13 protein-coding genes are annotated in these 15,986 nt (G+C 45.3%); 4 read left to right on the top strand and 9 right to left on the bottom strand.

All coding sequences use genetic code 11. The features are described from left to right. Nucleotides 1–8: 8 nt before the first annotated feature. From OCV24_RS17175 to xsc, 7 genes are all read right to left on the bottom strand, one after another. Nucleotides 9–1,349: a TRAP transporter large permease gene (locus tag OCV24_RS17175; protein WP_017057942.1), complete on the bottom strand. Its 1,341-nt coding sequence runs from the start codon at nt 1,347–1,349 to the stop codon at nt 9–11. Nucleotides 1,350–1,386: 37 nt separating this feature from the next. Then, the gene (locus OCV24_RS17170; protein ID WP_017097758.1) at nt 1,387–1,929 is read right to left on the bottom strand and encodes a TRAP transporter small permease; all 543 of its coding nucleotides are present in this window, start codon (nt 1,927–1,929) and stop codon (nt 1,387–1,389) included. Between the two features lie 164 nt (nt 1,930–2,093). Beyond that, a complete protein-coding gene (locus OCV24_RS17165) occupies nt 2,094–3,095 on the bottom strand; it encodes a TRAP transporter substrate-binding protein (RefSeq protein ID WP_046223151.1) in 1,002 nt (333 codons plus the stop codon). 120 nt (nt 3,096–3,215) lie between these two features. Continuing rightward, entirely contained in the window at nt 3,216–4,682 is a 1,467-nt protein-coding gene (locus OCV24_RS17160) for an NAD(P)/FAD-dependent oxidoreductase (protein ID WP_150877454.1), read from the bottom strand. A 48-nt stretch (nt 4,683–4,730) separates the two neighbouring features. Beyond that, a complete protein-coding gene (locus tag OCV24_RS17155) occupies nt 4,731–5,168 on the bottom strand; it encodes a nuclear transport factor 2 family protein (RefSeq protein WP_060469319.1) in 438 nt (145 codons plus the stop codon). A gap of 262 nt (nt 5,169–5,430) precedes the next feature. After that, nucleotides 5,431–6,237: an FRG domain-containing protein gene (locus OCV24_RS17150; RefSeq protein ID WP_150877456.1), complete on the bottom strand. Its 807-nt coding sequence runs from the start codon at nt 6,235–6,237 to the stop codon at nt 5,431–5,433. A 427-nt stretch (nt 6,238–6,664) separates the two neighbouring features. Next, entirely contained in the window at nt 6,665–8,476 is a 1,812-nt protein-coding gene (gene xsc / locus OCV24_RS17145) for a sulfoacetaldehyde acetyltransferase (protein WP_017057935.1), read from the bottom strand. Between the two features lie 262 nt (nt 8,477–8,738). Here xsc and OCV24_RS17140 point away from each other — a divergent pair, with 262 nt between their 5' ends. After that, nucleotides 8,739–9,722, top strand: a complete 984-nt coding sequence (locus OCV24_RS17140) for an AAA family ATPase (protein ID WP_167514243.1) — start codon at nt 8,739–8,741, stop codon at nt 9,720–9,722. A 3-nt stretch (nt 9,723–9,725) separates the two neighbouring features. Further along, nucleotides 9,726–11,444: a cobaltochelatase CobT-related protein gene (locus OCV24_RS17135; protein ID WP_150877458.1), complete on the top strand. Its 1,719-nt coding sequence runs from the start codon at nt 9,726–9,728 to the stop codon at nt 11,442–11,444. A gap of 83 nt (nt 11,445–11,527) precedes the next feature. On the opposite strand, the gene OCV24_RS17130 is transcribed toward OCV24_RS17135, so the two are convergent. Both OCV24_RS17130 and pta read right to left on the bottom strand, forming a co-directional pair. Further along, the gene (locus OCV24_RS17130; protein ID WP_150877460.1) at nt 11,528–12,292 is read right to left on the bottom strand and encodes a sulfite exporter TauE/SafE family protein; all 765 of its coding nucleotides are present in this window, start codon (nt 12,290–12,292) and stop codon (nt 11,528–11,530) included. 56 nt (nt 12,293–12,348) lie between these two features. After that, entirely contained in the window at nt 12,349–13,431 is a 1,083-nt protein-coding gene (pta, locus tag OCV24_RS17125) for a phosphate acetyltransferase (RefSeq protein WP_150877462.1), read from the bottom strand. Nucleotides 13,432–13,585: 154 nt separating this feature from the next. Between pta and OCV24_RS17120 the strand changes: the two genes are divergently transcribed. After that, complete coding sequence (locus OCV24_RS17120; RefSeq protein ID WP_017057930.1) at nt 13,586–14,374, top strand: IclR family transcriptional regulator; 789 nt, start codon at nt 13,586–13,588, stop codon at nt 14,372–14,374. 93 nt (nt 14,375–14,467) lie between these two features. Continuing rightward, complete coding sequence (locus OCV24_RS17115; protein WP_017057929.1) at nt 14,468–15,895, top strand: NAD-dependent succinate-semialdehyde dehydrogenase; 1,428 nt, start codon at nt 14,468–14,470, stop codon at nt 15,893–15,895. The last annotated feature ends 91 nt before the right edge of the window (nt 15,896–15,986 follow it).

The raw sequence follows: 15,986 nt of genomic DNA, 5'->3' as shown, positions 1-15,986 counted from the left end.
TGTGTCTCCTAATAGCCGACTAAGGACGGTAGCCAAAGTGTGATTTGTGGGAAGAAAGCGATAACGAAAACGCCCACGACAGATGCAAGTACAAAGGGATGGATCTTGGCGGTGATCTGCTCGACTGTAGAGCCACCGATCCCCGAGGCGACAAAGATATTTTCACCCAGCGGAGGTGTCGCAAAACCTATCGAGAGCGTACACACCACCACGATACCAACATGGGTAGGATCCGCGCCTAACATGTACATGATTGGCAGTAGAACAGGCACAATGATCATGATCGCCGCCAAGGTTTCCATGAACATGCCGATGAACAGCAGCAAGGTAATCGTTAGTGCCCACACCATGTACATGTTGTCGGTAAAACTGAGTAGAGATTCCGCCACAACAACTGGGATTTTTTGCTCGATCAACAAGCGTCCAAACACAGTAGCGGCGAAGAGGATTAACAATACACGCCCTGTGATCCATGTGGTGGTCGACAAAGATTTCATCACGCTTTTAAACGACAACTCTCGATGAATGAAAAGCCCCACAAACAACGAATAGAATATCGCCACAACCGCTGATTCTGTTGGTGTGAACATACCGCTGTAGATACCACCAAGAATCAAGAACGGTGCTAAGATCGACCATAATCCACGGCGCAAATAATGCCTTACATCACCAAACGACCACGTTTCGGTCAGCCCCTTGTAGCCTTCGCGTTTAGCAATAAAATAGTTAGTCACCACCAGCGTCGACGCCATAATGAAACCCGGCACAACCCCAGCGACAAACAGTTTTGGAATCGATAAAGAAGCAAACTGGCCGTGTTGAGCAATGGCTTCTGGTGGCGCCATTAAGCCCATTGCAGAAATACCGAAGATAACCAAAGGAATGGATGGCGGGATGATAATGCCCAAGCCCCCGGATGCAGCCGTAACTGCCGAAGCGTAGCTCTTGTCGTAGTCACGCTTAACCATCGCGGGCACCATTAACATGCCTACCGCTGCCGTTGTTGCAGGGCCAGAGCCCGAGATAGCGCCAAAGAAAAGACACGCCATAACCGTTGCCGCGCCAAGGCCACCCGTTACGGGCCCGGCTAAGCTTTCGGCGATATCCACCAGACGTTTGGAGATCCCCGCAGCCTCCATTAATGCACCCGCAAGAACAAAGGCTGGCAGAGCCATTAAGGGGAAGTTACCCACCGAGGTAAACGCGATTTGTACTAAAGCGATGGGATTTTTGTCGAGCAACATATAGGCCGCCATCGAAGCGCCGGCCAGTGATACTGTGATTGGTGCGCCTAGGATTAACAGCGTTAAAAAGCCACCAAATAAAATTAGAGTTAAATAGGATTCCATTATTACATCTCTCTATTACGACAATTCTCTGTGATGACTATTGCGCGGACTTTTGTGCCGTCATTTTGCGCAGCTCTTTGACTTCTGGATCTTCGTTGGTTGCGCCTTTGAATAAACGCTCGTAGTTATTCCAGATAATTCGAATCATCATTAGGGAAAACGCGATAGGTAAAATCATGTAGAAATACTTCATCGGGATGCCTGTTGTTTGAGATTTCCAAAACAGGTTCATTTTGTTAAACACGAAGTCGTAACTGAGGTAAACAAAGTAACCGTTAAAACAGAGCCATAAGAAGTCAGCAATGGTTTCACTCACGGTCTGCACAATTGGCGGAAAGAATTTAAAGTGGAAGCTCACTCGGTTGTGGGCTGACATTTTGGCCGCCACAACAGCGCCTAGATAGGCAAACCAAACGAACATGTAAGTCGCGACTTCGTCACCCCAAGGGATAGAGTAATCAAAGAACTGACGAGTAATAATTTGTGTGAACAGCAATAGGACAAAACTTGCGAGCAGCAGACAACAGGTATATTCCTCAATATTGTTTAAGTGCTTTTTTATTGTTTTAGCGACTGACATATAACCTCCAATGTTGATTTCCACATGACAACCAGTCGCTCACGGTCCTAAAAAGATCAGGTACTGAACAGATCAACAAGTAAAGCCATGTAAATGCCCTATCTCACTGCTCTATCGCTAGGTGATTAAGTAGCGGAGAGCAGTAAATAGGGCGTATCTAATCGTTACTTTCTACCTAGTAACTCAAGAACGTCGTCTAGCTTGTCTTTGCCCCCAATGCTTGAGTAGAACTTAGGCCAAACTGATTTCGTTACATCGCTGATCCACTCTTGCTCATTGTCTGCTGGGTCTGTAAATACCATGCCTTTTGCTTGTAGTTCTTCACGGATCTTGTTTTCAGTATTTTCCAGGTAAGCAAAGCTGTGCTCTGTCGCTTCCTGACCCGCTTCAAGAATGATCTTTTGCATTTCAGGCGTCTGTTGCTGGAACACCGTTTCACTGACTATTAGCGGCTCAAGTGAGAAGATGTAACGGAGGTTTGTTACGTACTTTTGTACTTCATTGAACTTCATGGCATGAACAGTGATATATGGGTTGTCTTGACCATCAACCACACCTTGTTGCAAGCCTGTAAAAGTCTCAGACCATGCCATTGGCGTTGGATTTACACCCCACGCTTGGTAAGAAGCAATCATGATTTCGTTACGGGGAACACGAATCACGAGCCCTTTCAAATCTTCTGGTGAAGCGACAGGCTTTTTCGAGTTAGTCAAAACCCTAAAGCCTGAATAAGCCCAACCGACAATACGAACGCCAGCATCACGAATGGTGTTATCGACTAAGTCTTGGCCAACTTGGCCTTGAGTAAGTAGAACCGCTTCTTCTGCGCTTTGAATCACATAAGGCATGGTCAGTAGACCAACAGTTGGAGAGAAAGGGGTTACGTTGTTGATCGCCAGTACAGAGAAGTCGAGAAGACCGATTGCCGCATCGTTGACAGTGTCTTGCTCATTGCCTAATTGGCCATTCGGGAAAAGATCGATTTTCACTTTACCGTCTGTTTTTTGCTCCATCAGTTCAGAAAACGAGGTCGCCAATTCCCACTGCGTACCACCAGCAGCATCGCCGATAGCCATTTTAAAATTCGCTGCTGCCGCAGTATGAGATAGCACCGCTGTTGCTACGATGGTGACACCAGCAATAATTTTATTTTTAATAAATTTCATAGTCTTAACCTTTCATATCGTACAGACTTCCTGCCTGTACTTTGCTCACAAGGTGACCTGGTACAACTTTCCTGGTCGTAGTTCTATTTCCCTATTTTGGAAACAATGTTCGAGTCGCGATTACAGCTTTTCATCCTTTAACGAATACCACTGATAAAGGAACTGTTGCCCTACTCTTCGAAATGGTGCAAACATCTCAGATTCCACCACTTCCCTCACGTTGGGGAACGGAAGTTTTGATTCAAATATTGGTAGGTCGAGCTTGTGACCTTCACCTGCTATCCACTGAGCAAGGCGTTTACCGGCTTGAGCGGAATACATCACACCATTGCCGCCATAACCCAGTGCGTAGAAGATGGATTGTTTTGGGTTTGGCTGATAAATTCTCGGCATCATGTCGTGGCTAACATCCACCCAGCCCCACCATGAATAATCGATTTGGATCTGATCGAGAGACGGGAATTTTCGGGTTAAATCCGCTCTCAACATGTCTTCATATTTCTTCTCAGGTGCGTTCTTGCCACTGATGGCACTGCGTGTACCAATCTGTACTCGGTTATCCGGTAACAAACGGTAGTAGTGGCGCAGAATTCGAGTATCAGTAATCACTTGATTGGTTTTGAAGTTACACGCGGCGATTTCACTTTGAGTTAACGGACGCGTCACCATCGAGTTAGAAAGGACTGGTAATAGGCGATTCTTAAGCTCTGAATGCAAACCTTGGCTGGTATACCCACCCGTACAAACACCAACGGAACGTGCCTTAACCACACCACCTGGCGTTTTCAGGTAGTGCACACCGTTGCGAGTTTCCCATCCCATCACAGGGCTTGCTGGGTGAACTTTTACGCCGAGAGCTCTCGCCTTTCTTAGATAACCAAACGCCAATTTCCCAGCATGAATGCCAATCCCTTCGGGCTCATGCATCGCGCCTGCCGCTTCTTGATCACCAACGTAATCACGTTTTACGGTTTCCGCATCTAAGATCTGCGCATCGTAATCGAACGTGTCACGCAGCAACTTGGCTTCTTTCTCAAGCGTTGCCATCACTTTTGGACGGTGAGCCACATATAAGTGGCCACCCGGCTGCGGGTCACAATCAATGTCTTTGATTAGAGACTTAAATGTGTTCATGCCATCGACGCATTCGCGGTGCATTTTTAGCGCCGTTTCTAAGCCCCAGCGTTCAATCCACTGAGAACGCTTCAAACGTCCTGACGCACACTGAGCCTGACCACCATTTCGGGTACTGCAGCCCCAACTCATACGGTTAGCTTCAATCACAGTCGCTTTAATGCCGTACATTTCAGCAAGGTGTATCGCGGTACTTAGGCCTGTGTAGCCTGAACCAATTATCGCCACATCAACATCCATATCCGATGTAATTGGACCATCATCTTCAGGTGGTGCGCCTGCGGTATCGACCCAATAAGTCGGAGCGTATTCCTTACCATAACCTGGGCTTTTATCTTTAAGTGGATCGTATTTTGGATCGTATCTTTCTTTTGCTTGGGTACTTTCTTGTGCTTGGGTGCTTTTCACCTTTGGCGGCACATCGGCTGCCGGTTGTTCCATTACTAAACTCATAATTCGACTCTCCTAGTCATAACACGTGAACGGGTTGTGGTTTCGTGTCTAGCTCTTGGGAGTGTTGTTAGGAGTCAAAAGAGGTCGTGTTTTACGGAAGGCATTTTTTACGCTGATTTTTCCATCTTTCAGAGTAAATACGTCGACCATGCGAGCTTCGATGACGCTGCCATCCGGGTTCGTTGCAGAAAACGTTGACTCACTCACTGCTTGGTCACCACACACAAAATGCACAGGGTCGCTCCAAGCCGCATCTGGAAAGTTCTGCCAAACCAATTCAAAGCTATTTCGAACCGCTTCGTACCCTTCGATAGTGTTTCCAAGCAAGCCTTCGCCTGCCACCGTGTGGAATACACAGTCTTCCGTCATGAAAGACATGAGCGCCTCAATATCATGGTTATTCCACGCATCACTGAAAGACTGTAAAAAAGCGGTGTCGACTTGGTTTTCCAGCACGAATGTCGGTGCATTGGTTTGCATATTCATATTCCAGAATCCTTTATGTTTTCGTTATTGGTTTAAATTTCAGTAGCTTTGCGCCACTTTTTTATTAGAGTGTTTAAACTAGACTTTTTAAAATTTAACAACCTGATAACAAGGTTAGTCACTCTAACTTCGAGTTAGGTTATAAACAATCTCTAAGCTCACAGATTTCATCTTTTTATAAATTAATTAGTGTTCTAATTTTATTTTATCGGATTTTCACTCTCGATATCAAAGATATAATTAAATTGGAACGTGTTAGCCTTTAGTCGAAATCAAAGTCTTGATGATACTTTCGACCATACTGTTCAAGTTGACGATCATGAGTATTAACTTGTAATTCGATACTGCCATCACCTTTATTTATTACTTGGTTGTTATCTACATGTGCTTCATTTTTTAAATCTGTTAGTTTCTCTTCGACATATTCTTTCGGTTCATTTAAAACATTCATGGATATTAACTCCTTTATCAGGTTTACTTTCATTGATGGAAGAATATGAACGGACACTAGACCGTTTGAATATTCTTTCTCATCGTACAAAGGCTGAATGGCATCATTGCCACCTTCCTTAAATGGGTGAATGGAATACCACTTGTCCTTGCGTGGCTCTTGTTTATCGCAATCCGCCACATTAAATATCTGTGTTTTGTTGAGATCACACGGTGAAATAAAGAAACTAACCCGCTGATAATCAACAGCTTTAATTATATTTATGCAGTCTTTACTTTGGCTGTGACACACCGACCACAGCGCATTTAACAGGTTATCAGTCCATTCCAGTAAACGGGTGGGAAAGCCCAGTTTCTTGGCTAAACACATCAATAACCAGTCATTTATATCGTTAGAACTCAGCGAGTGACCACCGTAAAGTCTCACCGTAGCAAGCAGCTCTTGTTCGACACGGCGTATGTTCCTACGATTTGAACGGCCTAAACTTGGCATCAGATTACTGTTTTCATAATCACATACGTTATAAATCAAACCACGTTGATCACTGCATTCAGTCATTAATGACTCGATTATTTTATACAGTTCCTCGAGTGTGCTGATATAAAGTTTGTTGTTCATATTTGGTTCCAACCAACCGACAATATAAAAAATAAATTTTTATTTATTAAATAATACTGACATCTAATAAAACACATAGACTAAAGACTCATAACTCTATCTATTTATCGATAATTACTATTTAAAAGTCACTCATAATAATTATTGATAAGCTTATATTACTGTAATCGTCAACCTATTCATCTTAATAATTTCATTAATTCCCTAACATTTAAAACGAAATAATAAAAATATATTACCCAATATTTACATAATAAATCTATTAATAATCTTTAAAATAGACTCGGTCGTTTAACCATTCTGTTTCATCATCCAGTTTTAAATTAATACCTAGTGTTAGAACTTAATTCGTTTGCCCGACCACATTCTCGATAACTCTTTATCTTGCATTCACGAGACTGTTTTGGTCGGACAAACTTCCTATGACTTATACGTAATCTTTGTATTTATCTAGGAAACGAACCGGCGTTGATAGTGCATCTCGGCGGAACGGGTCGCCCAATTCCTGAGTACACATGATTTCAATGATGGTTGTTTTGCCTTCGTTCATTTGCATGTCGATGGCTTTTTGTAGAGTCGGACCTACATCTTCTAGCTTATCAACCGTGATGCCTTCAGCACCCATTGCTCGTGCGATTTCTGCAAAGCTTTGGTTATCCAGTTCACCAGCAACAAAGCGTCGGTTGTAGAAGTCGACTTGGTTCTTCTTCTCTGCACCCCATTGACGGTTGTGGAATACCACGGCTGTCACTGGAATGTTATGGCGAACACATGTCATGGTTTCCATCAGGCTCATGCCCCACGCACCGTCGCCTGCATAAGAGATAGCTGGACGATGAGGTGCCGCTGCTTTCGCACCAATGATGGTCGGGAATGCGTAACCACAGTTACCGAAACTCATTGCAGCAAAGAAGCTACGTGGTTTTTCAAAGCGTAAGTAGCTGTTTGCCACTGAGTTGATGTTACCGATATCCGTCGAGACCATTACGTCTTCTGGCATCGCTTTTTCTAGCTCTCGCAGTACTTGGCGTGGGTGTAGGTATTCACCACCAGAGAACGGAGTCTCGTGTGAGTTTTCTTCAATCATATCCAAGCTGAAAGAGTCACGTTCGTGTGTCCACTCATCAAGCTCTTTTTCCCAAAGTGCTTTCTCTGTAGCGACGGTGTCTTGACGAGCGCCTTTGTTGTCATCACACAACAGTGCACGGCCTTCTAATCTTTCAGATAGAGCAACCGCAGCTGCTTTCGCGTCGCCGCAGATACCAACAGAGATCTTCTTAACAAGGCCAAGCATCTTGTTGTCTGCATCAATCTGAATGATTTTCGCGTTCTTCGGCCAGTAGTCCATACCATGTTGAGGCAAAGTACCAAATGGACCAAGACGTGTACCCAAAGCGATAACCACATCCGCTTGAGCCATCAATTTCATTGCTGCTTTCGAACCTTGGTAGCCTAGAGGGCCACACCATAATGGGTGACTAGCAGGGAACGAGTCATTGTGTAGGTAGCTGTTCACAACCGGCGCACCCAGCCTTTCTGCTAATGCTGCACACTCTTGAACTGCGTCAGCCATTACCACGCCACCACCAGAGATGATGACTGGGAATTTCGCTTCTGCAATCAGGTCTGCCGCTTCATTCAAAGATTTTTCACCACCCGGACCACGGTCTAAACGCGCGGGTTTTGGGATCTCAGTTTGAGTTTCACCGTAGAAGTAGTCACGAGGAATATTCAGTTGAGTCGGACCCATTTCGCTCATCGCACGGTCGAAGCATCGGCCTGTGTATTCCGCCATACGGTCTGGGTGCGTTACGTGTCCTTGATACTTAGTAAACTCTTGGAACATTGGTAGCTGGTTACACTCTTGGAAACCACCTAAGCCCATTGTTTTAGTGCCTGTCTCTGGCGTCACAATGACGACCGGGCTATGTGCCCAGAACGCCGCTGCAATCGCAGTCACACAGTTACTGATACCCGGGCCATTTTGCCCGATAACCACACCGTGGCGACCCGATACACGAGAGTAACCATCTGCCATGTGAGCAGCACCTTGCTCGTGTACTACTGGGACCAATCGAATGCCAGCAGGAGCAAAGATATCCATTGCGTCCATAAATGCTGACCCCATGATGCCGAACATGTCGGTAACATCATTAGCAACCATAGTTTCAACGAACGCTTCTGATGGTGTCATTGTTACTGTGCCGGAAACAACCGTACGTTTTTCTTGCTCACTCATTCTTCCATTCTCCTTGAGTTAACCAAAATTTCATTTTTCGGAATGATTTGTCTCTTTTTTGAATTCATTTTCACCTTAGTTGTAGATTTTTTGCGCGTCAACTTTTTATATTAAATTGGAACGATTCATTCTAATTAACAAAACTAGATCACATTATTGATAGTTTTTCGTACAAAAAGTGCCGTTAACTTAACTGGAGCTGTTAATAATCGACGACATAGCGCAATAACATCGACAAGTAATGGGTTATATAGAGGGAAGAATGATGAAAGAGTCGGAATTGACACCAACGCGACAGGTAAGTGTTAGAGAGTGCTTTGGCATCGACAGCAACCTAACGGTGATGGCGTTTGAACATGTGGGAGAGTATGTGCCAAAAGTCGATCCTAACTACTGTTTTGATCCTGAAGTGACGCTGGCGATATTGGCGGGGTTCACCTCTAATCGCCGTACGTTGATACAAGGTACACACGGAACGGGCAAGTCGTCTCACATTGAGCAAATTGCCGCGAGATTGAATTGGCCATGTTTGAGGATCAACCTAGACGGACACTTAAGTCGATTGGATTTCATAGGTAAAGACAGCATCGTCATTAAAGACGGAATGCAGGTAACAGAGTTTAAAGAAGGCATTCTTCCTCAGAGCATTCAACAACCCATCGCACTGGTATTGGATGAGTACGACGCTGGTCGCCCTGACGTGATGTTTGTAATTCAACAACTCTTAGAGCAAGACGGCAAATACACTTCTTTAGAGCAAAATCGAGTGATCACTCCCCACCCCTCTTTCCGTCTATTTGCTACCTGTAACACACTTGGTTTGGGTAATTTCTCGGGGTTATATTCCGGCACTCAAGTGCTTAACCACAGCCAGTTAGATAGATGGAACATCATCGCTACGCTCAACTATTTAGACCCACAACATGAAACCAAGATCGTGCTATCTAAGCTGCCGGAGCTGAATAATGAAAGTGGCCGACAACTGGTTGAGAAAATGATCGCAACGGCAGGATTAACACGCAACGGGTTTCGGGCTGGCGACCTTTCGACTGTGATGTCGCCACGAACGGTGCTCACTTGGGCCGAAAACATCCAAATATTCGACGATGTAGCCACCGCATTTAGGCTGTCATTCTTAAATCGCTGCGAAGACGAAGAGAAAGAGTTGGTAAGCGAATACTATTTCCGTTGCTTTGGGGAAGCCTTGGAAACACATACTCAAAACTATTCGCACTCGGAGTCGTAAACCATGGCCAATGTCTCTTCCCAGCAGAAAAAGATCCTCGACCTTGGTGTGTCTGTCGCCAGAGCGATCAGTGGCGAGTTGAGCCTGAATTATCGAGGAGAGCGTCTCTATAAAGGCAATAAGCCCTTTTATTACCAGTCCGCGCACACCAACGATCTGACCTTTGTGTCTCGCCACGAGCTAAAAAGCAGCAAGCTATCGATGCAAGGTAAGATCGATTCATCGGCACTGCGACTATTGCTTTCTGATGCTGAACTTCATTACTCATTGCGACCGAAAAACGAAGTCGAACGTCTGCTTTACGACTTCTGCGAACAGGTGCGAATTGAATCTCAAGTTCCATCTTATCTAAAAGGTGTAACCAACAGTATTCAATTCAACTTTGCGTATTGGAGCGACCAATATCATCAGAATGGTTTCACTGAATCTCGCATTGGCATGCTGCTCTTCACATTGATGCAGGTTATCCACACTCGCTTAACCGGTGTTCCAGTTTCGGAACCGGTTGCTGAAACCATTGAATCGACACGTGCCGGCATCGTGCCTACTTTTGGGCACAGCCTGAGGCGCTTAAAGCAACATAGAAGCAACCAACAACAGTTTGCACACTGCGCCACTGAGCTAGCCTCTTTAGCACAAGAGCTTATCAACCAAGAACAAGAGAGTAATAACTCGCCGACACCTACGGTTGAAGAAGACATTAAGATCCTTGCTCAGCTTGCATTGATTGTTGATGGCGACATTCAAGATGAAGACGTCGATACCGACATCACAGGCAGTAGCAAGGTATTCGAACTGTCGGGCGCCAATTATCAGGTCTTTAATTCAGAATTTGACCACGTGGTCGCCGCAGATAAACTCGTCAGGCGCGCTCTGTTACTCGATCTGAGGCAAAAGCTCACTGATGACATCATGGCGAGACAAGTCAACACTCGCCGTTTAGCCGCGATGCTCACTCGCTTTGTTGCCACTCCACAAACGAACCGACGTCAGGATCATTTAGAAGAAGGCATTGTTAACGCCACCACCATAACCAAGCTCATCACGTCGCCATTGGATCGCACTGTCTTTTATCAACCTGACATCGGCGCATCTCATCAATGTGCCATCACGTTTTTGATGGACTGCTCAGGTTCAATGCAGAAACACAGTCACAAGCTAAGTCTACTGATAGATACAATTCTCAAATCCGTAGGATTGGCTGATATCCCATTTGAGATTATTGGCTTCACCACCAATAACTGGAACGGTGGCAAAGTTTATCGACAGTGGCTCAAGCAAGGTCAGCCGAAACACCCAGGCCGCTTAAACGAAGTTCGACATATTGTGTTTAAAGATTTTGATACACATTGGAGACGCTCTCGCCTTGGCATTGCGAGCCTTCGCAAAGCCGATATATTTAAAGAAGGGATTGATGGCGAAGCGGTGCAGTTCGCTAGTCAGCGGTTGCAACAGCACATTGCACAAAGAAAGGTTTTAATCGTGTTCTCAGACGGCTGCCCGATGGATACCGCCACCAGCACAGCCAACGATCAGTTCTATTTGGATAACCACCTCAAACAAGTCATTGAGCGTGAATCAACCAAGAACAGTATCGAAATTCATGGTGTGGGAATGGGTGTCGATTTAAGCCCGTACTACCGCAGTAACATCACTTTAGATGTACAAGAAAGCTGCCTGTTTGGTTTATCTAAGAGCATCTTCGAGATGCTAAAGCGTTGATGTGTCTGTGAGGAGGGTTTAATCAAACATTAAACGGAATCAAACCCTCCTCCTTCAAAGATAACTTTGATAAAGAAAACGTTCTAAGCCGCAAGTAACGACCATGCAGAGACAGCCATTAAATACCCACCAATCAACATCAACACAATAAACACCAACTTTCTGAGTTGATCATTGGACAACGGCGGTGGAAAACGTCGAGCAAACATCGTGACAAGCGCCACCAAGGGAACAGCGATCGCTGATAACCATAGTATGCTCGGTTCCATGTCGCCTGCAGCGTAGACATTGACAGTACGTGACATCGACGTACACGCGAACACCATCAGCAGTGTGCTTCGCACCAGATCGAGCGTAAAAGGTTGTCGATAGAGATGGTAAACAATCGGTGGGCCTGCCATACCGAATAACCCACCCGCGAGCCCAGAACTAAAACCAGATAACAAGAAAGATACCGTTGCCGAACGGTCCTTTCTGGTTTTAGGTTTGAACATAAAGCTCAAACCTGCGAATAACACCATCGCACCCAATAGTCCTCGGAGAATATTCGTGGCCGAATCGCTCAACTCGTCTAGCAAGAACACCCCCATAGACACGCCGGGGATAATACCGATAACTAACACCACCAAAATCTTGAGTTCCCCAAGCAATGGCTTACCCATCAACGCAACCAAGCAATTGAACAAGGTCACAATACTGACCACAGCGGCTATAACTGGTAAGGAAACCAAATTAAGGCTGACCGTTAAACCAATCACGATGATACCGAGGCCAAAACCCGTGACCGTTTGGAAGTAGGTACCTATCGCAATAGTGGTAAGAATGGCGAGTAAAACAGGTAACTCCATTGGTAATCCTAATTAGTTTTTTTACTTAGTATGTAGCGAGCTTTAGGTATTGAGTCTTAGTATCTAAACTCAAATTCTGATTCTTCTCTTTCTTTAGCTTCTTGAGCATCAGCTTCAACACCCGTCATTGGATTTGCCGTTTTACCTTGTTGTGCTTGCACGGCAGTCACTGCAATTACATTGAAGATATCTTCGGCGCTGCACCCTCTGGATAAGTCATTGGCAGGCTGATTCAGCCCTTGCAACAACGGACCAATCGCAACTGCCCCACCCAACCTTTCCGCAAGCTTATAACCAATATTACCAGCTTCTAAATTGGGGAATACCAACACGTTCGATTGGCCTTTGACCTCTGAATCTGGCAACTTTTTAGCCGCTATTTCGGTGACAATCGCTGCATCAAGCTGAACATCTTGGTCAACCGCAATACCGGGACAACGTTGTTTCACGAGTTGAGCGGCATTACGAACCTTATCGACCGATTCGTGTTTGGCACTGCCGTTGGTCGAAAAGGAGAGCATTGCGACTTTCGGTTCTTCCATCAACAGCGTTTGTGCACTGTTTGATGCCGCCACTGCAATCGATGCAAGTTCAGTTTCATTAGGGTTAATTACCAAACCACAATCACTGAAAATCATGCCACCTTTAAGATTATGGAAAGGTTCACACAACATCATCAGAAAAAAGCTCGAGACCAATTCACTGTCTGGTGCAGGCCCAATGATCTGCAGCGCGGCTCGCACCACATCTGATGTGGTATAAACCGCTCCATTAACCGTGCCGTCAACCAGTCCTTCCCTTACCATCAAGTTGGCAAAAATCAGTGGGTCTGTGGCCTTCTCCAATGCATCTTCATAAGTCATGCCTTTGGCTTTTCTTAACTCATAGAGCCGTTCAGCCAACACGGCTTTAAGTGCTGATGTTTGTGGTGAAACAATATGAATGCCCGCAAGGTTAATATAATGCAGCTGAGCGGCTTCGATAACCGCCTTTTCGTCGCCCACCAGCGTGATATAAGCGAGCTGTTTATCTATCGCTAATCGTGCCGCTTTGAGTACACGAGGGTCTTCAGCTTCACTCAAAACCACACGCTTACGATCTAAGTGCGCCTTATCAATAATCCGTTCAATTGCTTTCATTTTAAAATTCCACTTATTGAGATTAATTGTTCCATAATTTGTATTTATATTATTTAAATAATAAAAAAGGTCAAATTTTATTCAGATAATTGAAGAATATTGATTTGATATGTACACTCTTACACATAGACATATCGCAAGGATGAATCACTGTATGCAAACAGAAACACCACAAGTTCAAGGAGATACGCCCACTCTCCGACTTTTTGCACTATTAGAGGTGATAGCGCAAAAAGACGAGTTTATTTCTCTTCAAGGGCTCGTCGAAGAAACAGGACTACCGAAACCCACCCTACACCGCATGCTGCAACAATTAGAATCCGCAGGCATCATTCAAAGAGACGGTGATGAAAAGCATTACAGCTCTGGCATTCGACTCAGAAAGTTGGCTGAAAACTTACTGTTCAACAGCACCATGCACAGCGCGAGGCGCACGATTCTTGAAAACCTTCGAGCAGAAGTAGGAGAGAGCTGCAACCTAACCGCACTATCAAGCGGTGAGATCATCTACCTTGACCGCGCAGAAACCGAAGCGCCACTTCGCTTCCATTTGCAACCTGGCTCTCGCGTTCCTGTGCACTGCTCAGCGACAGGCAAATTGTTTTTGGCTCACATGTCGAAATCACAACGCAGAAGACTGATCGAAAACGTGCCACTGACTCAGTACACAGTGAAAACCATCACCGACTACTCAGTGTTAGAGCAAGACATCGAACAAGCTAAGATCCAAGGCTTTGCGATTGATGACGAAGAGTTTCTACCGGGTTTGGTGTGTATCGCAGTACTCATTCCATCACCAACCGGTCAATCCAATCTCGGTTTGGCAATCCAAGCACCAGTGATTCGAGTGAAACCAGACGAAGCGATCAAGTTCCTACCTGCTCTTCAAAAAGCCGCGAAAGCATTGGCGAAGATAGAAGCAGACAACTGGGCGCAAGAATAACATTGGTAGGCTAAAACGAATCATCAGCACTGCCATAGACATCAACTCAATAACCGCATCAATACGTGTTAGTAATCATCAAGAAGGAATCACATGCTAGAAATTAATAACCAGCGCTTACTCTCTTTTATGGTGACTGAAGCGGATAAAGCAGTAGCAGTAACCAACCCAGCAACGGGTGAGCTTATTGGACATGCTCCTATATCATCTGAGACAGAATTAGACAGAGCTATCGAGCGATCTCATATTGCACAGAAAGAGTGGGCAAAAATTCCGGCTAAATCTCGCGCTGCGATACTGAAAGCTTGGCATCAACTGATCCTTGAAAACAAGGACGACCTTGCTCACTTAATGACGATCGAACAAGGCAAGCCGTTGGAAGAAGCAACGGGCGAAGTGGTTTATGGTGCAAGCTTTATCGAATGGTTCGCTGAAGAAGCAAAGCGTACCTATGGTGATTCAATTCCAAGCACAGTCGCAGGAAAACACTTAGTGACGATCAAGCAGCCGATCGGAGTGGCGTGTGCCATCACACCGTGGAATTTCCCGATAGCGATGATCACACGTAAAGCCGCGCCTGCACTGGCGGCTGGCTGTAGTTTTATTGTTAAGCCTTCTGACGAAACGCCACTTTCAGCATTTGCTGTTGTTGAACTGGCCTACCAAGCGGGTATTCCTAAAAATCTGCTTCAAGTTGTATTGGGTGACAGCCCAGAACAGATTGGCGAGCTATTCACCTCACACCCATTGATCAAAAAGATCTCTTTTACAGGCTCTACCCGTGTCGGCAGTATCTTAATGGCTCAAGCTGCAAAAGGAATCAAACGCACCTCGATGGAGCTTGGCGGTAATGCTCCGTTTATTGTGTTTGACGATGCCGATATCGATGCTGCGGTTCAAGGCGCAATGGCTTCGAAATTCCGTAATGCAGGCCAAACCTGTGTTTGTGCTAATCGATTCTATATTCACAGCAAAGTACACGATGAGTTTGTGGCTAAATTCGACCAAGCGGTGCAGCAACTCAAAATTGGCAACGGCTTAGACGAAGGCATCAACATTGGCCCTGTGATCAGTGAAAGAGCGAAACAGAACATCCAAGGTTTGATTGACCGCGCCATTGAACAAGGTGCCCAGCCTGTAACCCCAACGCAAGAGCTTGCGGGCTTGTTCATTCAACCTGTCATTCTTAAAGACGTGAAGCACGACATGGACATCGTTCAACAAGAGATTTTTGGCCCTGTCGCTCCTGTTATGAAGTTCGATAGCGATGAAGAGCTGATCGAAATGGCGAACGATACGATCTATGGTTTAGCGTCTTACTTCTACAGCCAGAATATCCACCGTGTGTGGAAGGTAGCAGAAGCACTTGAATACGGTATGGTTGGCATTAATGACGGCCTCATCTCAACAGAGGTTGCACCTTTCGGTGGGGTTAAGCAGTCAGGTATTGGCCGCGAAGGCGCTAAAGAAGGCATCGACGAGTACATGGATATTAAGTATCTATGCTTTGGTGGAAAATGAGGTTAGTAGTAATACGTTTCATCACTAAGTCAGTTCTTTTCTTCCCTTTCCATTCCCCGTGAACACTCAAAAAAAAAGCCGCGCTATAAAG

This window comes from Vibrio kanaloae (assembly GCF_024347535.1).
GTDB classification, from domain to species: domain Bacteria; phylum Pseudomonadota; class Gammaproteobacteria; order Enterobacterales; family Vibrionaceae; genus Vibrio; species Vibrio kanaloae.
This window is presented reverse-complemented; position numbering and strand designations above follow the sequence as displayed.

What these genes read in the sequence shown, in the direction of transcription:
- OCV24_RS17175 (WP_017057942.1), bottom strand. Translation starts at nt 1,349, where the DNA reads ATGGAATCCTATTTAACTCTAATTTTATTTGGTGGCTTTTTAACGCTG.
- OCV24_RS17170 (WP_017097758.1), bottom strand. Translation starts at nt 1,929, where the DNA reads ATGTCAGTCGCTAAAACAATAAAAAAGCACTTAAACAATATTGAGGAA.
- OCV24_RS17165 (WP_046223151.1), bottom strand. Translation starts at nt 3,095, where the DNA reads ATGAAATTTATTAAAAATAAAATTATTGCTGGTGTCACCATCGTAGCA.
- OCV24_RS17160 (WP_150877454.1), bottom strand. Translation starts at nt 4,682, where the DNA reads ATGAGTTTAGTAATGGAACAACCGGCAGCCGATGTGCCGCCAAAGGTG.
- OCV24_RS17155 (WP_060469319.1), bottom strand. Translation starts at nt 5,168, where the DNA reads ATGAATATGCAAACCAATGCACCGACATTCGTGCTGGAAAACCAAGTC.
- OCV24_RS17150 (WP_150877456.1), bottom strand. Translation starts at nt 6,237, where the DNA reads ATGAACAACAAACTTTATATCAGCACACTCGAGGAACTGTATAAAATA.
- xsc (WP_017057935.1), bottom strand. Translation starts at nt 8,476, where the DNA reads ATGAGTGAGCAAGAAAAACGTACGGTTGTTTCCGGCACAGTAACAATG.
- OCV24_RS17140 (WP_167514243.1), top strand. Translation starts at nt 8,739, where the DNA reads ATGATGAAAGAGTCGGAATTGACACCAACGCGACAGGTAAGTGTTAGA.
- OCV24_RS17135 (WP_150877458.1), top strand. Translation starts at nt 9,726, where the DNA reads ATGGCCAATGTCTCTTCCCAGCAGAAAAAGATCCTCGACCTTGGTGTG.
- OCV24_RS17130 (WP_150877460.1), bottom strand. Translation starts at nt 12,292, where the DNA reads ATGGAGTTACCTGTTTTACTCGCCATTCTTACCACTATTGCGATAGGT.
- pta (WP_150877462.1), bottom strand. Translation starts at nt 13,431, where the DNA reads ATGAAAGCAATTGAACGGATTATTGATAAGGCGCACTTAGATCGTAAG.
- OCV24_RS17120 (WP_017057930.1), top strand. Translation starts at nt 13,586, where the DNA reads ATGCAAACAGAAACACCACAAGTTCAAGGAGATACGCCCACTCTCCGA.
- OCV24_RS17115 (WP_017057929.1), top strand. Translation starts at nt 14,468, where the DNA reads ATGCTAGAAATTAATAACCAGCGCTTACTCTCTTTTATGGTGACTGAA.